This window comes from Vibrio sp. PNB23_22_6 (genome assembly GCF_052877535.1).
Genome location: NZ_JBNFXP010000010.1, coordinates 1 through 14,642, shown reverse-complemented (window position 1 = coordinate 14,642; position 14,642 = coordinate 1). Strand labels below are relative to the sequence as shown.

The window sequence follows — 14,642 nt, the reverse complement described above, 5'->3', positions numbered from 1 at the left end:
CTCGCCACTAAATTTTTAACTGAATTCAGCTTGAACTGCTAGAAAAACCCGCTGTTTAAAAAAAGATCACGAAAACCTGTAAAAAGGATCTGTTCGGGTCTTGAGCAATGCATATCAAGTTAGTATAATGCGCGACCTTTGATAGCCTTGTATGGATTTTCCATAGCGGTTCTTAACCTCAAACTTCTTTTCGAGAAATAGAGAGGTTCGGCCACCAAGGTTGATATCGAGCTGAAACGATTTTGGAGAAGACATTCATGTCACGAGTATGCCAAGTAACTGGTAAGCGTCCAGTAACGGGTAACAACCGTTCACACGCACGAAATGCTACTAAGCGTCGTTTTCTGCCGAACCTACAAACTCATCGTTTCTGGGTAGAGAGCGAAAAACGTTTTGTTAAACTACGCCTTACTGCAAAAGGTATGCGCATCATCGACAAGAAAGGTATTGATACCGTTCTTGCAGATATCCGTGCACGTGGCGAAAACGTTTAAGAGGAAATAGGCAATGGCAAAGAAAGGCGTTCGTGAGAAAATCCGTCTAGTATCTTCAGCAGGTACAGGCCACTTCTACACAACTGATAAGAACAAGCGTAACATGCCAGGCAAATTTGAGATCAAGAAATTTGATCCAGTTGTACGCCAGCACGTTATGTACAAAGAAGCTAAAATCAAGTAATTGGTTTTGTCTCTTTGACGATTTGAAAAACCCAACTCTCGAGTTGGGTTTTTTATTATCTGAAATTTGTCCCATCACTTCCTCCCTACCTTCACCACGTTTGCATACGGATGTTCTAGTCAAGATGGATGAGCTTTGATAGTTTGTCTCTAATCACATGAGATTAGGAACCACTATGCGCATTAGTCCGGCTCGTCGCCGTCGTTGGAACAACATTCTTATCTTGGGCATTATCGCCTTCATGGTGATCTTAAATGCGCCGACTTGGATCAAAACTTATCTACTTACTGAGGATGCGGATCCTTATCCTAATCTTCTGCGCTCAGATTACGAAGTGAGTGCGCTGTACTTCAGTGGCTGGGAGATGGAAAAGCAAAACGGTCAATGGCAATCGAACATTAAAGCCAATATTCCCGTACAAGAGATCATCACTCGTTGGCAATCTTTGGAAGGGACTGAACTTACCCCTGAGCAATATAGTCATCTTAAGCCAAGGCTGACCGCACCTGAAAGCATCGAGATTTGGTACCAGGGGTTAGATGAACCGCAGCGTGTCACTTTCTTTCGAATGGATGACTTTTGGCTGTTTCGTAATTGGCAAGATAAATGGATTGCCATCTCTGTCGATGGTAATTACATCATGCCCAAGTAAACGTCTTAGAGGAAAAACCTATGCCAGAGTTACCAGAAGTTGAAGTCAGCCGTATGGGCATCAGCCCACATCTGGTTGGGCAAACGATCAAGGCCTTTGTGTTCCGTACCCCTAAGTTGCGTTGGGAGATCCCCCAAGAGTTAAAGCAATTAGAAGGACAGGTTATCCGCCATATTCGCCGTCGAGCTAAGTATTTGCTGATTGAAACTGAGCAAGGCACGGCGATTGTTCATTTGGGCATGTCGGGATCGCTTCGTGTGTTGGATGCAGACTTCCCAGCAGCAAAGCACGATCATGTGGATCTCAAACTGACGAATGGCAAAATCCTACGTTACAACGATCCGCGTCGCTTTGGGGCATGGCTTTGGTGCGCGCCAAATGAATCTCACGCGGTGTTAGAGCATATGGGACCTGAGCCTCTGACCGATGAGTTCAGCGCAGATTATGTGGTGGAGAAGGCGAAAGACAAGCGTGTAGCGGTTAAGCAGTTCATCATGGACAACAAAATCGTTGTGGGGGTAGGTAATATCTATGCCAATGAGTCTCTGTTTAAGTCCCGCATTCATCCAACGCGTCCAGCAGGTAAGCTGACTAGGAAAGAATGGCAACTTTTGGTCGAGAACATTAAGGCCACGTTAGAAATTGCTATTCAACAAGGTGGGACCACACTTAAAGATTTTGCTCAAGCGGATGGAAAGCCGGGGTACTTTGCTCAAGAACTTCAAGTTTATGGTAAAGCAGGCGAACCTTGTCCAGAGTGTGGTACGATTATTGAAACCCTAAAAATTGGGCAAAGAAATACTTTCCTTTGTCCTTTGTGTCAGCATTAACCCTCTTTGAGATATAGCTCCAATGACCAGTTTTCTAGATCACGTATTTGTTATTCATGTTAGTGAAGGCTACGAAGAACGTAGACAACATATTGATAAGCACCTTCCTGAGAGAGGGATTGTTCACTTCGAATATATGCTGCGTGGCGATATCAAAGATCTCACGCCAGAAGTGAAAACGAAGTATTTCAAAGGAAATGACAACTTACCTGAGCTTTCTTGCGCGTATAAACATATATTGGTTTATGAGGAAATCGTTAAAAGGAATATAGAGGTCGCTCTTGTCCTAGAGGACGATGCTTTTCTGGCAAGTGATGCTGTAGATAAGTTAAAACTCGTCGAATGTGAAATGCGTGATGAAGTGAACTTTATTGTCAATATCGAGCATAGTAATCGTTCTGTTCCTTTGAAAATCAAAGAAAAAGGAAAGTTGTGCTATCTAGCATCGCATACAAAACGTTGTGGTGGATATGTCATTCATTTGGATGTAGCGAAGAAAATCGTAGCCTTTTTTGAGTCTAATCAAACTGGCTTACCTATCGATGCATTTCAAACACATATGCGTGATATTTTGAACTATAACACGTATTGGATGGATCCCCCTGTGGTGTTTCAAGGCAGTAAAAATGGCACGTTTGACAGTAATTTAAGCTCTAGAAAGCAAAGTACTTTTACCTATATAACCTCTTTTTTTAGAGATGCCTATCAACGCTATATCGTGACTAATCTGAGCAAAAAGCGCTTTGCCAGCTTTGAAAACGTAAAAAAACACTGAGTAAAACGAATGAAAGTGATATATCCAGGAACTTTTGACCCAGTGACTAACGGGCACCTAAATTTGATTGAACGCACTCATGAATTGTTTGATGAAGTCGTTATCGGCGTCGCAGCGAGTCCATCAAAAAATACGATGTTCACATTGGAAGAGCGAGTAACACTGATGGAAGAGGTGGTTGCTCATCTTCCAGGCGTAACGGTAAAAGGTTTTTCTGGATTATTAGTTGATTTTGCGAGAGCGGAAAAAGCTAATGTCTTAATTCGAGGGCTGAGAACGACCGTTGATTTTGAATATGAGTTTGGTTTAACCAATATGTATCGGAAGTTACTGCCAGGCCTTGAAAGCGTATTTTTAACGCCGGAAGAAGAGTTTGCATTTCTTTCTTCAACGATTGTTCGTGAAGTGGCCATTCATGGGGGGGATATTAAGCAATTTGTCCCGGATGCAGTGGCCAACGCTATTGAGATAAAAGTGAATGAAAGACAGTAAATTCCCGTATTATCTATCTAATGCTTTATCTACTCTTATTCCTCGTTTTATCTATAGAGCACAAGCTAAGCGGTTGCTGTCGACACTGACGGAATCTGAAAGAGCGAACTGTCTAGATCGAGTGAATTACTACAATAAATGTAGCGCCCCGTTTCAGGTGGACAGTAACGAACAAAGCTACGCGACAATCAGCGGGTTTAAAAAGACAAAAGGGTGGACTTACTTTTTTGATATACGCCAAGTGATGCGTTACTTTCCCTCTCGCTTCGCTTTTAACTATATTAATGGTGATGTTACCCACATACCCAATGTGCCAAGTTTTATTAAGAGTCGACCAATAGCGGGACAAAACCAAAACTCCGTTGTTTTAAAGCTTAATCAGATCCGTCATTTTAAATTTATTGATGATCCCGTTCGTTATCAAAACAAGAAAAACATGGTGGCATGGCGTGGCGTTGGTTTTCAACCGCACCGCACTAAAGTGATTCATGCTTTTTACGATCATCCGCAATGCAACATTGGTCAGACTCGTCCTGTTGAGGGGCAGCCTTGGGAAAAAGGCTTTATGAGTATAGAGGAACAGCTTCAGTATAAGTTTTTACTGTGTATTGAAGGCAATGATGTTGCGACTAACTTGAAGTGGGCAATGTCTTCAAACTCGTTGGTTATCATGTCTAAACCAAAATATGAAACATGGTTTATGGAGGGGAAACTCCAAGCGGGCGTTCATTATGTGGAAGTGAATGATGACTATTCAGATTTGCCGGAAAAGATGAACTATTATCTAGAGAACGAAGCAGAGGCATTAGCCATTATTGGAAATGCACACCAATGGGTTGAGCAATTTAAAAATGATAAGCGTGAACGCTTAATCTCTATCATGGTGGCAGATAAGTACTTTACTTTATCTAATCAGTGCGAAAATTAATCAGATAAATTAATTTTTGTAAAACAATGAACTATACCCAAGCTCTTTTTGGACTTGGGTATATGAATACCACCTTTTTATTTAATCTTAGTGCTATTCCTAATGTATAAGTCGGCGTATTTTATGAAAGTGTAATATGAACTTAAGCCAGCTAAAATAAATCCGTACTTTCCATCTAGAAAACCTTTCTTAAAGATATAGACTCTTAAAAAAGCACCTAACGAGTGAATGATGACATCTGCCATGTTGACACTTTTCTTTCCTTCACGTTGATCAGCCCATGCTTTTGCATATTTTGTGTTTTTTTCTACACAGTGATGCAAGTTTTCATAGGTATGGTGATGTAAACGCCCATCAAGCTTTTTGGTTGCAAAGCCTTTATCTTCTACTTTTTCATGCACGAGAGCATCATTGTATTGTGTGTAACGAGTGCGATATAAACGGACAATCCAATCTGGAGACCAGCCTGAATGGTAGATAAACTTACCAAAGGCAGCACTAAGACGATTTACCTTATACAAGGTATTTGGCGCATCTTCTGATACCGCTTTTAAGATGTTCTCTTTTAGTTCGGGAGTGACCTGCTCATCCGCATCTAACCAAAGTACAAAATCCGATGCGACATAGTTTTGAGCCAGTTGGCGCTGCTTACCAAACCCCGGCCAGTTTAGGTTGGTATAAAACTTGTCTGTGTACTGACGTGCAATCTCTTCGGTGCGGTCAGTACTACCTGAGTCCAAAATAACAATTTCATCGACCCAATCTTTTACGGTATCTAAGCAAGCTTTGAGGTGCTTCTCTTCATTTTTTACGATTAAGGCAACGGCTAAAGTGGGTTTAGACAAGGTGTTTTCCTTTTTAGGCAATCTATACAGATAAGGTTTATTGGTATTGTGGGTACAAATCTTCTACGACTTGATCAAACATGTTGATGACGCTTTCACTCGAGATTCGATCCATTGCTTTTTCATCTTTGGCTCGCGTGCGCCAGTTTAACTCTTGGCTTGTTTTACCTGTTTCAGCAAAAATCGCTTCTTCGTATACCGATACCGCATACTTCAAATAGTGATATGGGCCGACACGAACGGGGTTATGGTGCGCATATAAACCAATAATCGGTGTATTCATCGCACTCGCCATGTGTGCTGGACCAGTATCTGGTGCTATCACCATTTCCACCTCATCGATGAGGGCTAACATCTGCAAGATTGAACTCTTTCCAACCAAGTTTAAGCAGGGTTTGCCGAGCTTGCTCTGAATGTCATCGGCTAAGTCGACTTCTACTTTCGCTGGACTGCCTGCAAGGATGACATTCCACCCTTTTTCACGTGCGTGATTGATGACGTCAACGTAGCCATCAGCGTTCCAGTTTTTGTATGCTTTACTTGCGCCAGGAACAAGAAGTAAGTTGGGTTTATTCGTGCCGAGCTCTTGCATTGCCCACGTTTTGTCTTGCTCTGAATAAGAAAGTGACCAAGTCAGCTCAGACTTAGGGACCCCAATTTGATGTGCGAATGCCATTAAGCCATCGGCAACATGGAGCGATGTGGGTGAAGGTACTTTGACATTGGTAAACAACGTTTGAAAATCTTGGCTGCGATCAGAGGAAAAACCAAGTTTGTATTTGGCTTTGATGCCTAATGTTGCCAAGCTTGCTCGAATGGCATATTGCATGTGTAACAAGGCATCAAACTCACGACCTTTCAATTGCTGCCATAACGCCTTATAGCCGTTTAAACCAGCTTTCTTATCAAAGACAATGACTTCGATGCCGTCAATGGCTTTGAGTAGCTGAGCCTCTAGCTTTCCTGTGATCCACGTAATGTGAGCCTCAGGCCATTGTTTTTGGATCGCCTGCACAGTAGCGATGGTGTTACAAACATCACCAATGGCAGATAAACGCAATATACAGAGCGAAGATGGGGGAGAAGTGAGCATAGTTATTGTCTGATCGAGTAAATAGATGCAGCTAAATTATGCAGACATCCCCAATAAATGTAAAATACATCGCTTCTATACTTAGCAGTGACGGGCATAATCGCAATGTCAAAGACGCAATCACATCATTCTCAAACTTCAGGTAAGCCAGGTAATACCGGTTTAACACGAATCATTAAGGCCACAGGTTATTCCTGGAAAGGGTTAAAAGCGGCATTTAAACATGAAGCGGCAATTAGGCAAGAACTGGTGTTGTTAGCGATTGCGATTGGCTTAGTGTTTTTTTTCGATGTGACTATCGTTGAGCGAATTTTGATGCTCGGAGTGGTGGTTTTGGTATTGATTGTGGAACTTATCAACTCGGCGATAGAAGCGGTTGTTGATAGAATAGGCACTGAGCATCACGAACTCAGCGGACGAGCGAAAGATATCGGTTCTGCAGCCGTTATGGTGACCTTAGGTTTTGCTGCGTTTACCTGGTTGTATATTCTTGGTGGTATTTACCTGCGTTAAGTCAAGACGTTGAGGATCAATGTGATTACAATTTATCAAAATGATAACAGCGTCATTTGGTTTGACGATGAATGGATTAGCGACCCAACACCGGCGATTTTTGATGCTAATTATTGGCAATCTCAAAACCGAGTCGTGGGGAGCGCTAAGGGCCGAGGAACCACGTGGTTTGTGCAACTCGAGGGTATGCAAGTCGAGGGTATACAAATTGATGGTATGCAGGCGGCGTTGCGTCATTATCGTCGAGGTGGCTTGTTTGGCAAACTCGTTAACGATCACTATTGGTTTGCGGGATGGGAACAAACGCGCAGTGCGCAAGAGTTCCGTTTACTTCAACGTCTAATTGATGCTGGTGTTAATGTACCGCGGCCAATTGCCGCAAGAGCGGTTAAATCGGGTCCTACCTACCAAGCGGATTTGTTGAGCGAAAGGATCCCCAATGCCAGAGACTTGGTCAGTATCTTGCAAGAAAAGCCATTGCCAAGTGCTATGTATCAGAAAGTAGGGCAAGAGATTGCCAAGATGCATAAGGCGAACGTTAACCACACGGATTTAAACATCCATAACATTCTAATTGATGACCAAGATAAAGTGTGGATCATCGATTTTGATAAGTGTCGCCAGGAAGCTTCTGGTGATTGGAAGCAAAGTAACTTAAATAGGTTAAAGCGGTCTTTTCAAAAAGAATTATTAAATAAGAAAATCCATTGGAAAGACACTGATTTTTTGCAAATTGAGCGGCAAGGTTAAGTATATCTTAGAGAGAGTAAGAGATGGTTATTGAGAAAATTCATGCTGTTTGGCTAGGTAATAGGTTGAGTGCTCTTGCCAAAGATAATGAGCAAATTTGTTTTAGAAGAAAATTATCAAGGTATTAACATTCTGCCAATTGATTGTTTTCATGAATATAAAGGGAAAAGAAAAGAGCATATTCCATGTAGTGATAACTATGTTATTCATTGGGGGGAATACAGTTGAAAAAAGCCTAAAAAATTATCATATTTGAAATCTAAGCATATGGGATTTTGGGGTAAGCTATATACAAGTCAAAAGTATTTGTTTAGGAAATGAGAGATCGTCCTAGGTGACCTCTCGCCTAGTTATTTTAAGGATTGGCGCAAGTTTTTTATGAGATTTGCGGTTTCTTCCATTACTTCTATGACATCATCAATGTGGGATAGCTTGTTAGAAATAATAGCTTTTCTGACGTCAGTAGTAGAAATGTTTTGTGTTCTACTCAAATACTTAACTTCACATAGTTCTGAGAGGTCATCAAACTTACCTTGCCAGTCATCCCCCATAGCGAAGACATCGATGTTATGTTGAATTACATCATTTCTCTTTTGCTCCCAGTTTGATTCTGGAATCACTAAATCAACATATTTACAAGCTTCAACAATGGTTTTTCTCTCTTCGTAAGAAAAAATAGACTTTTTACCTTTCTCTTCATTAAATTTATCCGTAGATACCCCTACGATGAGAAAGCAGTTCTCTTCTTTTAATCGTTTAAATAAGCGAACATGCCCAGCATGAAATAAATCATATGTTCCATATGTAATAATTCTTTTCAATTTTTAGCTCTCCAACATAGCCTTTTTAAAGTAGCGTTTTAGGTTTTTGCTACTACCTGATATGGTTGATGACTCGAACTCTATAAATGTGTAATATTTAAAATCTATAAAGTTGGTTAGTTTAGGGGTTGCCCAATCTAAGCCGTAATGGCGCTCAAAAATTGAGACAGGATCATTTGGTATGGAAATATTAAAGTTTTTATCTATTTTAAGTGCTATTTTAGGGTACTTAACTTCAAAGTATGATTCGTAAATATTAAATTTTAGACCGCCTTTAAATAATTTTTTAGGTTTGCTTTTGTTTGTTCTAAAGTTTGGGCAGCGATGTATTGAGTAATTGTCATCGTTATCAATGTAGAATAAGTCAACCTTTGCACCTTTGAAATTAAAAGATAGTTCAACAATATCAAGGTGATTGTTTACAGTTGAAATTGATGTAAGTTTAGCACCATGACTTTCGAACTTGTCTATCAAATCATGACTAAACAAAGACTTATCATTGACTGCGAAATCAAAATCATCAGCAAACTTAAACTCAGAATCTCTATAGATAGACAATAGTGTACCGAACATCGGATAGATATTAGGCTCTATATCCCTAACTAAGCAGAGTACCTCATCTGCTAGGTGCGCCTGATTTTTAGGGAGTGCGTTGTTCTTTTTTGTTTTCTTACGCTTAGATCTCAATTTTTTTACAAGAGCAAGGTTCTTCAAAAAATGCTCAATTCTTTTTAATAACATTCTACTGCTCTCTTTGAATTAAATGATATATCGTAGCTTGTATCGGTGAGTTTGTTATTTTTATTGCTGAAAGTGAAGTATTGGTCTGTCGATTTAAAAGACGAAGTACTTCTGTTTCCAACGTTTCCTTTTGAACTATGGTAACAAAACCTTGTTCAATATAGGTATCTACTATTTCTTGGAAGTTATAGTAACTTGGTCCCGACAGAACAGGAATACATAGTGCTAATGGCTCTATTATATTATGTCCACCAACCTTATCACCAACTAAGCTACCGCCCATAAAGCAGATATCAGCAGCCCCCATCAAGACCAACATCTCACCCATGGTATCCCCAAGGTAAACCTGATTTGATTCTGTCACCATTGATTGGCTTGTGCGACGAATGGTGTCGAACCCTTGCTTTTGGCAAAGCTCAAATACGTTGTCGAATCGTTCTGGATGCCGAGGCACAAGGATTAGAAGCGCATTCGGTTGAGACTCTAAGATTTGTTTGTGAGCTTCCAGTACCTGCTCATCTTCGCCTTTGTGGGTGCTTGCGGCAATCCAAACTGGGCGGTCGTGGCCAAGTTCAGTGCGAAGCGCTTTACCTTTTTCTTTTACTTCGTCCGAGATCTGAATATCAAACTTAATCGAGCCAGTAACAAAAAGTTTGCTCTTTTCGACGCCTAAACGCTCGAAGCGCTCGGCATCTGACTGTGCTTGACACAGCACTTTATTGATACAAGGAATTAAAAGGTTAAACAGGGGCTGCACTTTAGCGTAGTTATTACATGACTTTTCAGAAAGGCGAGCATTAACCACGTTAATCGGAATATTGGCTTTGTGAACAGCGTTGAGTGTATTTGGCCAAAGCTCAGTTTCTATAATCAACATTTGCTTTGGTTTTGTTGCTTTAAGAAAGCCTTTAACTGCAAAAGCGAAGTCTATAGGCATATATCGATGCTCAACTAAATCGCCTAATTTGGCAATTTGTTCTGCGCCAGTACTTGTCGTCGTCGTGACGAGAATCGGTTGCTCTGGTTTTTGCTTTTTCAAGGCTTTGATCAGAGGTATTGCCGCAATACTCTCACCGACCGAGACTGCATGAATCCAAATTGGTCGCTCAATCGATTCTAACTTCGGCGTAAAGCCAAAGTGCTCTTTCCAGCGTTTACCAAACTTGGGCTTGTTTGGTTTGCTTTTGTACAAACCAAACAACAAGATCGGCGAGGCAAGTGCTAACAGTAATGTATAGATAATACGAATTAACATGGGCTGACGGTAATCGCTTCAAGTTTTTGGATACTGTTAAGAACTTGCTCAGGCGATAACTCCGTCAAACACTTCAAGTGTTTAAACTGACACTCGCGTTTAAAGCATGGACGGCAGTCAATGTCGGTATGAACAATCTCGACTTTTTCTGCCAGTGGCGGTGTGTATTTTGGCGATGTTGAACCGTAGACAGCAACAACATTACAACCTACCGCGGCAGCTACGTGCATCAAACCAGAGTCATTTGCGACAACCGTTTTGCATGCAGCAAGCAGATCAACGGCTTCAATCAGGCTAGTTTGTCCTGCAAGAACATGAATTTTTTGCTGAAGCTCTGTAGGTACTAGATTCTTAATATTGTTGCAGGTCTCAAGATCTTTTTGAGAGCCGAATAGCCACACTTGCTTTCCTTCATTTGCCATAGCCGATGCGACTTCTGCATAGTGCACTTCTGGCCATTTTTTCGCAGGACCAAACTCAGCACCTGGGCACAAACCAACAATCGGGGATTCTTGGTCTAGCTTAAACTTATCGATAGTGGCGCGTTGTTCTTTTTTATCAATAAACAGACTTGGGCGAGGCAGGGTCTCTAGACCACCTAAAGAAGAAGAATCGATCATCTCCGTTTGCGAATAAGCCAACGCCACATAGCGCTCAACCATGAATTGGAAAGATTTCATGTTCGGACGAATGTCGTTGAGCAGGCCATAGCGCATTTCGCCTTTCCAGCCAGTTCGAAGTGGAATGTTCGCAAACCAAGGTATCAGTGCGGACTTTGCGGACTTTGGCAGAATGTAGGCGTGATCGTATTGCTTCTCGCGTAGCGATTTACCGATTTCTCTACGGCCAAGCAAGTTGAATTCACCATGCCCAATTGGCATTTCAATAGCTTGGTTAATTTCTGGCATTCGCTCAAGAATGGGTTTACACCAACTAGGGGCAATCACATCAATTTGGCTTTCTGGATGAAGTTGCTTTAATACGATGTAGAGTGATTGTGACATCACCATATCGCCAACCCAGGAAGGGCCGATAATGAGTATTTTCATGCTTTATTCTTCCAGTACAAAAATTTAAGAACAGATTCGTAGGTTCTAAAAAATTCTGCGTAAATCTTGTTAGCTAACGTCATTTTTGACTTATCTTTTCGTTTGCTACCAATTGTCGAAGCTATCTGTGCTCTTGTGAATAAATCCGGAGCGACGCTATAGGTTTGGACGTTATGACGCCATGGCTTTTCCATGTAGTCATCTACAGGTTCAATAAACTCTTGAGCATGCTTGATAAATTTAGTGGCAGCAGTCGGAGTCACAATGTAGGCCGTTGTGCCACGGGTTCCACCAGAGTAGCCACCTAAAAAATGCTCACTGTCGATAGCGACAATTGGGGTAAATTTACGTTTTTGAGTCGCAGAAAGTTTAATGTAGTCATATTTTTTTGTTAGAGGGAAAGTGCTTTGAAGGATGGTTTTCAACCCTTCAATAGGATCCACGTTATCCTCTAAAATAACGATAGGCTCATCAAGATTAACGCAGCGCATCCACAATTCATAATGGCTTGAGAAGCAAGCAATTTCACTTGTTTTGAGCTGATAGCCCTTACGTTGTTGAGTTATTGTTGGGCGGCATTTTTCTGAATGTAAAAATCCGTCCACAGAGCCATCGATGGCATCAAAAAATTCAAACTCGATATTTTCTTGTTTTAATTTTTTTTCAATACGTTCTCGGCGATCGAACGATCGAGCCAAGCTCACGACAAATACTTTCACTACACTTTCCAATCACTTTTATATATTGGTTTAAACAAATTGTAATAGTTACTACCATCTTCTTGAGAGTGCAACAGTTGTAGTACCCACATGTATTGTTCAGGCTTAGTTCCTACAAAATACTCAATGGCTTGATTACACGTGCGAGCGTCTTGCTCTTCGCCTTGGTCTAGCTCAAATGCAGGTAGGATCTCAATATCAAATGACCCATCTTCGGTATTCATTGAAGCGAACATAGGTAACACTTTCGCGCGTGATAACTTAGCTATTTTACCTAGCCCCGGCAGCGTTGCTTTTCTTGTCGCGAAAAAGTCGACAAACACACTGTGCTCTGGGCCGTGATCTTGGTCGGGCAGATAGTAACCGATGTAGCCATCTCGAATGGATTTCAAAAATGGTTTGATACCACCGGAGCGCTCATAGACGCGGCCACCGTATTGCACACGCTGTTTGTGCATCAACCAGTCAGCCACTTCATTTTTCTGTTTTTTTGCCATTGCAGAGACGGGCATGCCCATCGAAGCCAGCAAAATTGCAGGAATGTCGATTGCCCAAGAATGGGGCACCATTAGGATGACGTTTTCATTGTTGTCGATGTGTTGTTGCAAAATATCAAGGCCACGGATCTGACAACGTTGCTGCAACCACGTTGGAGAACGTAAGCTGAGTAAACTAAAGCGGAAAAAGAATAGGGCTGCAGTATAAAGGGTCTTCTCAATAAGGGCTTCACGTTCTTGAAAGGTTTTTTCAGGGAAGCACAATTCAAAGTTGACCCTTGCACGGTGCGCAGGACCTTTATGAGATTTTGCTAGCTTTTTCGCAATAACTTTTGCCAACCATTGCTGCAGTTTCAACGGTAACAGCGCTAACGGAATCGATGCCACTACGCCTAACCAAGTACCCCAATACTTTGGCGCTAAAAAATGGCGTTCAAATTCAGGGTTATAAGCTTTAGGATCGAAATCATCACGTTGATTGGTCATGGGGTCTCAAGTACCTATCTGTATTCTGTATGGAAGCGAAATGAGTGAAACGCGGATAGTTAGGAATGATACAGGCTATCACCTTAGAGTAAAGGCGACAGTCATTCAAACCGTCGCCTTGACGGGATTTAGCTATTTTGAATCGCAAGATACTCAGCAACGCCTTCTGCAACCGTCTTAAATTCTACGTCACAGCCTGCAGCACGAAGCTTCGTCAGATCGGCTTGTGTGAACTCTTGGTACGCGCCTTTAAGGTGGTCTGGGAATGGGATGGTTTGGATTTCGCCTTTGCCGTGATGGGTGATCACCGCTTTTGCCACTTCTTCAAAGGATTCTGCTCGGCCAGTGCCACAGTTAAAGATGCCAGAAACGCCGTTTTCTAGGAACCAAAGATTTACTTTAGCGACATCGCCAACGTAGACGAAATCACGTTTGAATGTTTCGCTACCTGCAAACAGTTTTGGGTTCTCACCAGCGTTGATTTGGTTGTTCAGGTGGAATGCTACCGATGCCATGCTGCCTTTGTGATCTTCACGTGGGCCGTAGACGTTAAAGTAACGGAAACCAGTAATTTGTGACAGTTTCTCACCGTGCTCTTCTGCATCTTGGCTTAGGCGACGTACGTAGTTATCAAACTGCTGTTTTGAGTAACCATATACGTTGAGTGCCCCTTCGTATTCACGCTCTTCAACAAACGTATCGGTTTCACCGTAAGTCGCAGCAGATGAAGCGTATAGGAACGGAATTTCACGATCTAAACAGTAGTGAAGCAGCTCTTTTGAGTACTCATAGTTGTTCAGCATCATGTATTTGCCGTCCCACTCTGTGGTTGCTGAGCAAGCACCTTCATGGAACACCGCTTCGATAGGACCAAAGTCATCACCAGCCATGATTTGGGTAAGGAAGTCGTCACGATCCATGTAATCAGTGATATCAAGATCAACTAAGTTTTTAAACTTCTTGCCATTTTTTAGGTTGTCGACAACCAGAATATCGTTAATACCTGCTTCATTTAGCGCTTTAACAATGTTGCTGCCGATCATGCCAGCACCACCAGTTACGATGATCATAAGACTTCCACCATAGATTAAAATTTTCTCAGGAATTTTAGCAAGAAACGAAAAATAGCGCTATGGATGGGGAAAGAAAGGTTTGAGGGTAAAAGAAAGGTCCTAGGATCCTAGGGCCTAATGTTTTGGATTACGGATTATGCGCAATCGTTGTCTTTGAGTTATAAGGAAGATACTTGTCATTCTGAACCGTGAGGGACGAAGGTGATTCAGAATTTACTATCCGATTGTGCGGTAGTGAGATGGCTCTATTTGGTTGGGGAGCTTGCTGAGGTTAGATTCTTAGTCTCGCTTGAGCTCGCTAGAATGACGAACCTTCTCGGTTGAGAGCGCGTTAAAGTAACTGTCATTCTGAACAGTGAGGGACGAACGTGATTCAGAATCTACAGACCGAGTTTGATATCACTAAGGAGATATTCCGAAATTAAATAGTGCGCTGATAATAGAT

General features: G+C 41.7%; 18 protein-coding genes. 9 read left to right on the top strand and 9 right to left on the bottom strand.

What is annotated here, in order from left to right; genetic code table 11:
• Window positions 1–257: 257 nt before the first annotated feature.
• The 7 genes from rpmB (at window position 258) to ACVA54_RS10045 (ending at window position 4,355) form a co-directional block, all read left to right on the top strand.
• The gene (gene rpmB, locus ACVA54_RS10075) at window positions 258–494 is read left to right on the top strand and encodes a 50S ribosomal protein L28 (protein WP_005467944.1); all 237 of its coding nucleotides are present in this window, start codon (window positions 258–260) and stop codon (window positions 492–494) included.
• 13 nt (window positions 495–507) lie between these two features.
• The gene (gene rpmG, locus ACVA54_RS10070) at window positions 508–678 is read left to right on the top strand and encodes a 50S ribosomal protein L33 (protein WP_004410866.1); all 171 of its coding nucleotides are present in this window, start codon (window positions 508–510) and stop codon (window positions 676–678) included.
• A 175-nt stretch (window positions 679–853) separates the two neighbouring features.
• A complete protein-coding gene (locus ACVA54_RS10065; RefSeq protein WP_099079208.1) occupies window positions 854–1,330 on the top strand; it encodes a hypothetical protein in 477 nt (158 codons plus the stop codon).
• Between the two features lie 20 nt (window positions 1,331–1,350).
• Entirely contained in the window at window positions 1,351–2,160 is an 810-nt protein-coding gene (mutM, locus tag ACVA54_RS10060; RefSeq protein ID WP_446649581.1) for a bifunctional DNA-formamidopyrimidine glycosylase/DNA-(apurinic or apyrimidinic site) lyase, read from the top strand.
• Window positions 2,161–2,182: 22 nt separating this feature from the next.
• Window positions 2,183–2,935: a glycosyltransferase family 25 protein gene (locus tag ACVA54_RS10055; protein WP_446649580.1), complete on the top strand. Its 753-nt coding sequence runs from the start codon at window positions 2,183–2,185 to the stop codon at window positions 2,933–2,935.
• A 9-nt stretch (window positions 2,936–2,944) separates the two neighbouring features.
• Window positions 2,945–3,427: a pantetheine-phosphate adenylyltransferase gene (gene coaD / locus ACVA54_RS10050; RefSeq protein ID WP_446641497.1), complete on the top strand. Its 483-nt coding sequence runs from the start codon at window positions 2,945–2,947 to the stop codon at window positions 3,425–3,427.
• The gene (locus ACVA54_RS10045) at window positions 3,414–4,355 is read left to right on the top strand and encodes a glycosyl transferase family 90 (protein ID WP_446641496.1); all 942 of its coding nucleotides are present in this window, start codon (window positions 3,414–3,416) and stop codon (window positions 4,353–4,355) included. Before coaD ends, ACVA54_RS10045 begins: the two co-directional genes overlap by 14 nt.
• 77 nt (window positions 4,356–4,432) lie before the next feature.
• Here ACVA54_RS10045 and ACVA54_RS10040 read toward each other — a convergent pair whose 3' ends face one another.
• The gene (locus ACVA54_RS10040) at window positions 4,433–5,200 is read right to left on the bottom strand and encodes a glycosyltransferase family 2 protein (RefSeq protein WP_446649579.1); all 768 of its coding nucleotides are present in this window, start codon (window positions 5,198–5,200) and stop codon (window positions 4,433–4,435) included.
• Window positions 5,201–5,237: 37 nt separating this feature from the next.
• The gene (locus ACVA54_RS10035) at window positions 5,238–6,293 is read right to left on the bottom strand and encodes a glycosyltransferase family 9 protein (protein ID WP_446649578.1); all 1,056 of its coding nucleotides are present in this window, start codon (window positions 6,291–6,293) and stop codon (window positions 5,238–5,240) included.
• 105 nt (window positions 6,294–6,398) lie between these two features.
• Here ACVA54_RS10035 and ACVA54_RS10030 point away from each other — a divergent pair, with 105 nt between their 5' ends.
• Together ACVA54_RS10030 and ACVA54_RS10025 are read left to right on the top strand one after the other, a co-directional pair.
• Entirely contained in the window at window positions 6,399–6,806 is a 408-nt protein-coding gene (locus tag ACVA54_RS10030; protein WP_446649577.1) for a diacylglycerol kinase, read from the top strand.
• Between the two features lie 21 nt (window positions 6,807–6,827).
• Window positions 6,828–7,556: a 3-deoxy-D-manno-octulosonic acid kinase gene (locus tag ACVA54_RS10025; protein WP_446649576.1), complete on the top strand. Its 729-nt coding sequence runs from the start codon at window positions 6,828–6,830 to the stop codon at window positions 7,554–7,556.
• A 350-nt stretch (window positions 7,557–7,906) separates the two neighbouring features.
• Here the strand turns inward: ACVA54_RS10025 and ACVA54_RS10020 are convergent, their stop codons facing one another.
• From ACVA54_RS10020 to rfaD, 7 genes are all read right to left on the bottom strand, one after another.
• Window positions 7,907–8,377 (bottom strand): adenylyltransferase/cytidyltransferase family protein, encoded by a 471-nt coding sequence (locus tag ACVA54_RS10020; protein WP_446649575.1) that lies wholly within the window; start codon window positions 8,375–8,377, stop codon window positions 7,907–7,909.
• A 3-nt stretch (window positions 8,378–8,380) separates the two neighbouring features.
• Entirely contained in the window at window positions 8,381–9,118 is a 738-nt protein-coding gene (locus ACVA54_RS10015) for a hypothetical protein (protein ID WP_446649574.1), read from the bottom strand.
• Window position 9,119: 1 nt separating this feature from the next.
• The gene (gene waaA, locus ACVA54_RS10010) at window positions 9,120–10,373 is read right to left on the bottom strand and encodes a lipid IV(A) 3-deoxy-D-manno-octulosonic acid transferase (RefSeq protein WP_446649573.1); all 1,254 of its coding nucleotides are present in this window, start codon (window positions 10,371–10,373) and stop codon (window positions 9,120–9,122) included.
• Window positions 10,367–11,422, bottom strand: a complete 1,056-nt coding sequence (gene waaF, locus ACVA54_RS10005; protein WP_446649572.1) for a lipopolysaccharide heptosyltransferase II — start codon at window positions 11,420–11,422, stop codon at window positions 10,367–10,369. The genes waaA and waaF overlap by 7 nt, the downstream gene beginning before the upstream one ends.
• Window positions 11,419–12,141, bottom strand: a complete 723-nt coding sequence (locus ACVA54_RS10000) for a glycosyltransferase family 25 protein (RefSeq protein WP_446649571.1) — start codon at window positions 12,139–12,141, stop codon at window positions 11,419–11,421. The genes waaF and ACVA54_RS10000 overlap by 4 nt, the downstream gene beginning before the upstream one ends.
• Window positions 12,141–13,124 (bottom strand): lauroyl-Kdo(2)-lipid IV(A) myristoyltransferase, encoded by a 984-nt coding sequence (gene lpxM / locus ACVA54_RS09995; protein WP_446649570.1) that lies wholly within the window; start codon window positions 13,122–13,124, stop codon window positions 12,141–12,143. The genes ACVA54_RS10000 and lpxM overlap by 1 nt, the downstream gene beginning before the upstream one ends.
• Before the next feature lie 128 nt (window positions 13,125–13,252).
• Window positions 13,253–14,194: an ADP-glyceromanno-heptose 6-epimerase gene (gene rfaD / locus ACVA54_RS09990; RefSeq protein WP_099079226.1), complete on the bottom strand. Its 942-nt coding sequence runs from the start codon at window positions 14,192–14,194 to the stop codon at window positions 13,253–13,255.
• Window positions 14,195–14,642 lie beyond the last annotated feature (448 nt).

Excerpts from the sequence above, each read along its gene's own strand:
- rpmB (WP_005467944.1), top strand. The coding sequence starts at position 258 with ATGTCACGAGTATGCCAAGTAACTGGTAAGCGTCCAGTAACGGGTAAC.
- rpmG (WP_004410866.1), top strand. The coding sequence starts at position 508 with ATGGCAAAGAAAGGCGTTCGTGAGAAAATCCGTCTAGTATCTTCAGCA.
- ACVA54_RS10065 (WP_099079208.1), top strand. The coding sequence starts at position 854 with ATGCGCATTAGTCCGGCTCGTCGCCGTCGTTGGAACAACATTCTTATC.
- mutM (WP_446649581.1), top strand. The coding sequence starts at position 1,351 with ATGCCAGAGTTACCAGAAGTTGAAGTCAGCCGTATGGGCATCAGCCCA.
- ACVA54_RS10055 (WP_446649580.1), top strand. The coding sequence starts at position 2,183 with ATGACCAGTTTTCTAGATCACGTATTTGTTATTCATGTTAGTGAAGGC.
- coaD (WP_446641497.1), top strand. The coding sequence starts at position 2,945 with ATGAAAGTGATATATCCAGGAACTTTTGACCCAGTGACTAACGGGCAC.
- ACVA54_RS10045 (WP_446641496.1), top strand. The coding sequence starts at position 3,414 with ATGAAAGACAGTAAATTCCCGTATTATCTATCTAATGCTTTATCTACT.
- ACVA54_RS10035 (WP_446649578.1), bottom strand. The coding sequence starts at position 6,293 with ATGCTCACTTCTCCCCCATCTTCGCTCTGTATATTGCGTTTATCTGCC.
- ACVA54_RS10030 (WP_446649577.1), top strand. The coding sequence starts at position 6,399 with ATGTCAAAGACGCAATCACATCATTCTCAAACTTCAGGTAAGCCAGGT.
- ACVA54_RS10015 (WP_446649574.1), bottom strand. The coding sequence starts at position 9,118 with ATGTTATTAAAAAGAATTGAGCATTTTTTGAAGAACCTTGCTCTTGTA.
- waaA (WP_446649573.1), bottom strand. The coding sequence starts at position 10,373 with ATGTTAATTCGTATTATCTATACATTACTGTTAGCACTTGCCTCGCCG.
- waaF (WP_446649572.1), bottom strand. The coding sequence starts at position 11,422 with ATGAAAATACTCATTATCGGCCCTTCCTGGGTTGGCGATATGGTGATG.
- lpxM (WP_446649570.1), bottom strand. The coding sequence starts at position 13,124 with ATGACCAATCAACGTGATGATTTCGATCCTAAAGCTTATAACCCTGAA.
- rfaD (WP_099079226.1), bottom strand. The coding sequence starts at position 14,194 with ATGATCATCGTAACTGGTGGTGCTGGCATGATCGGCAGCAACATTGTT.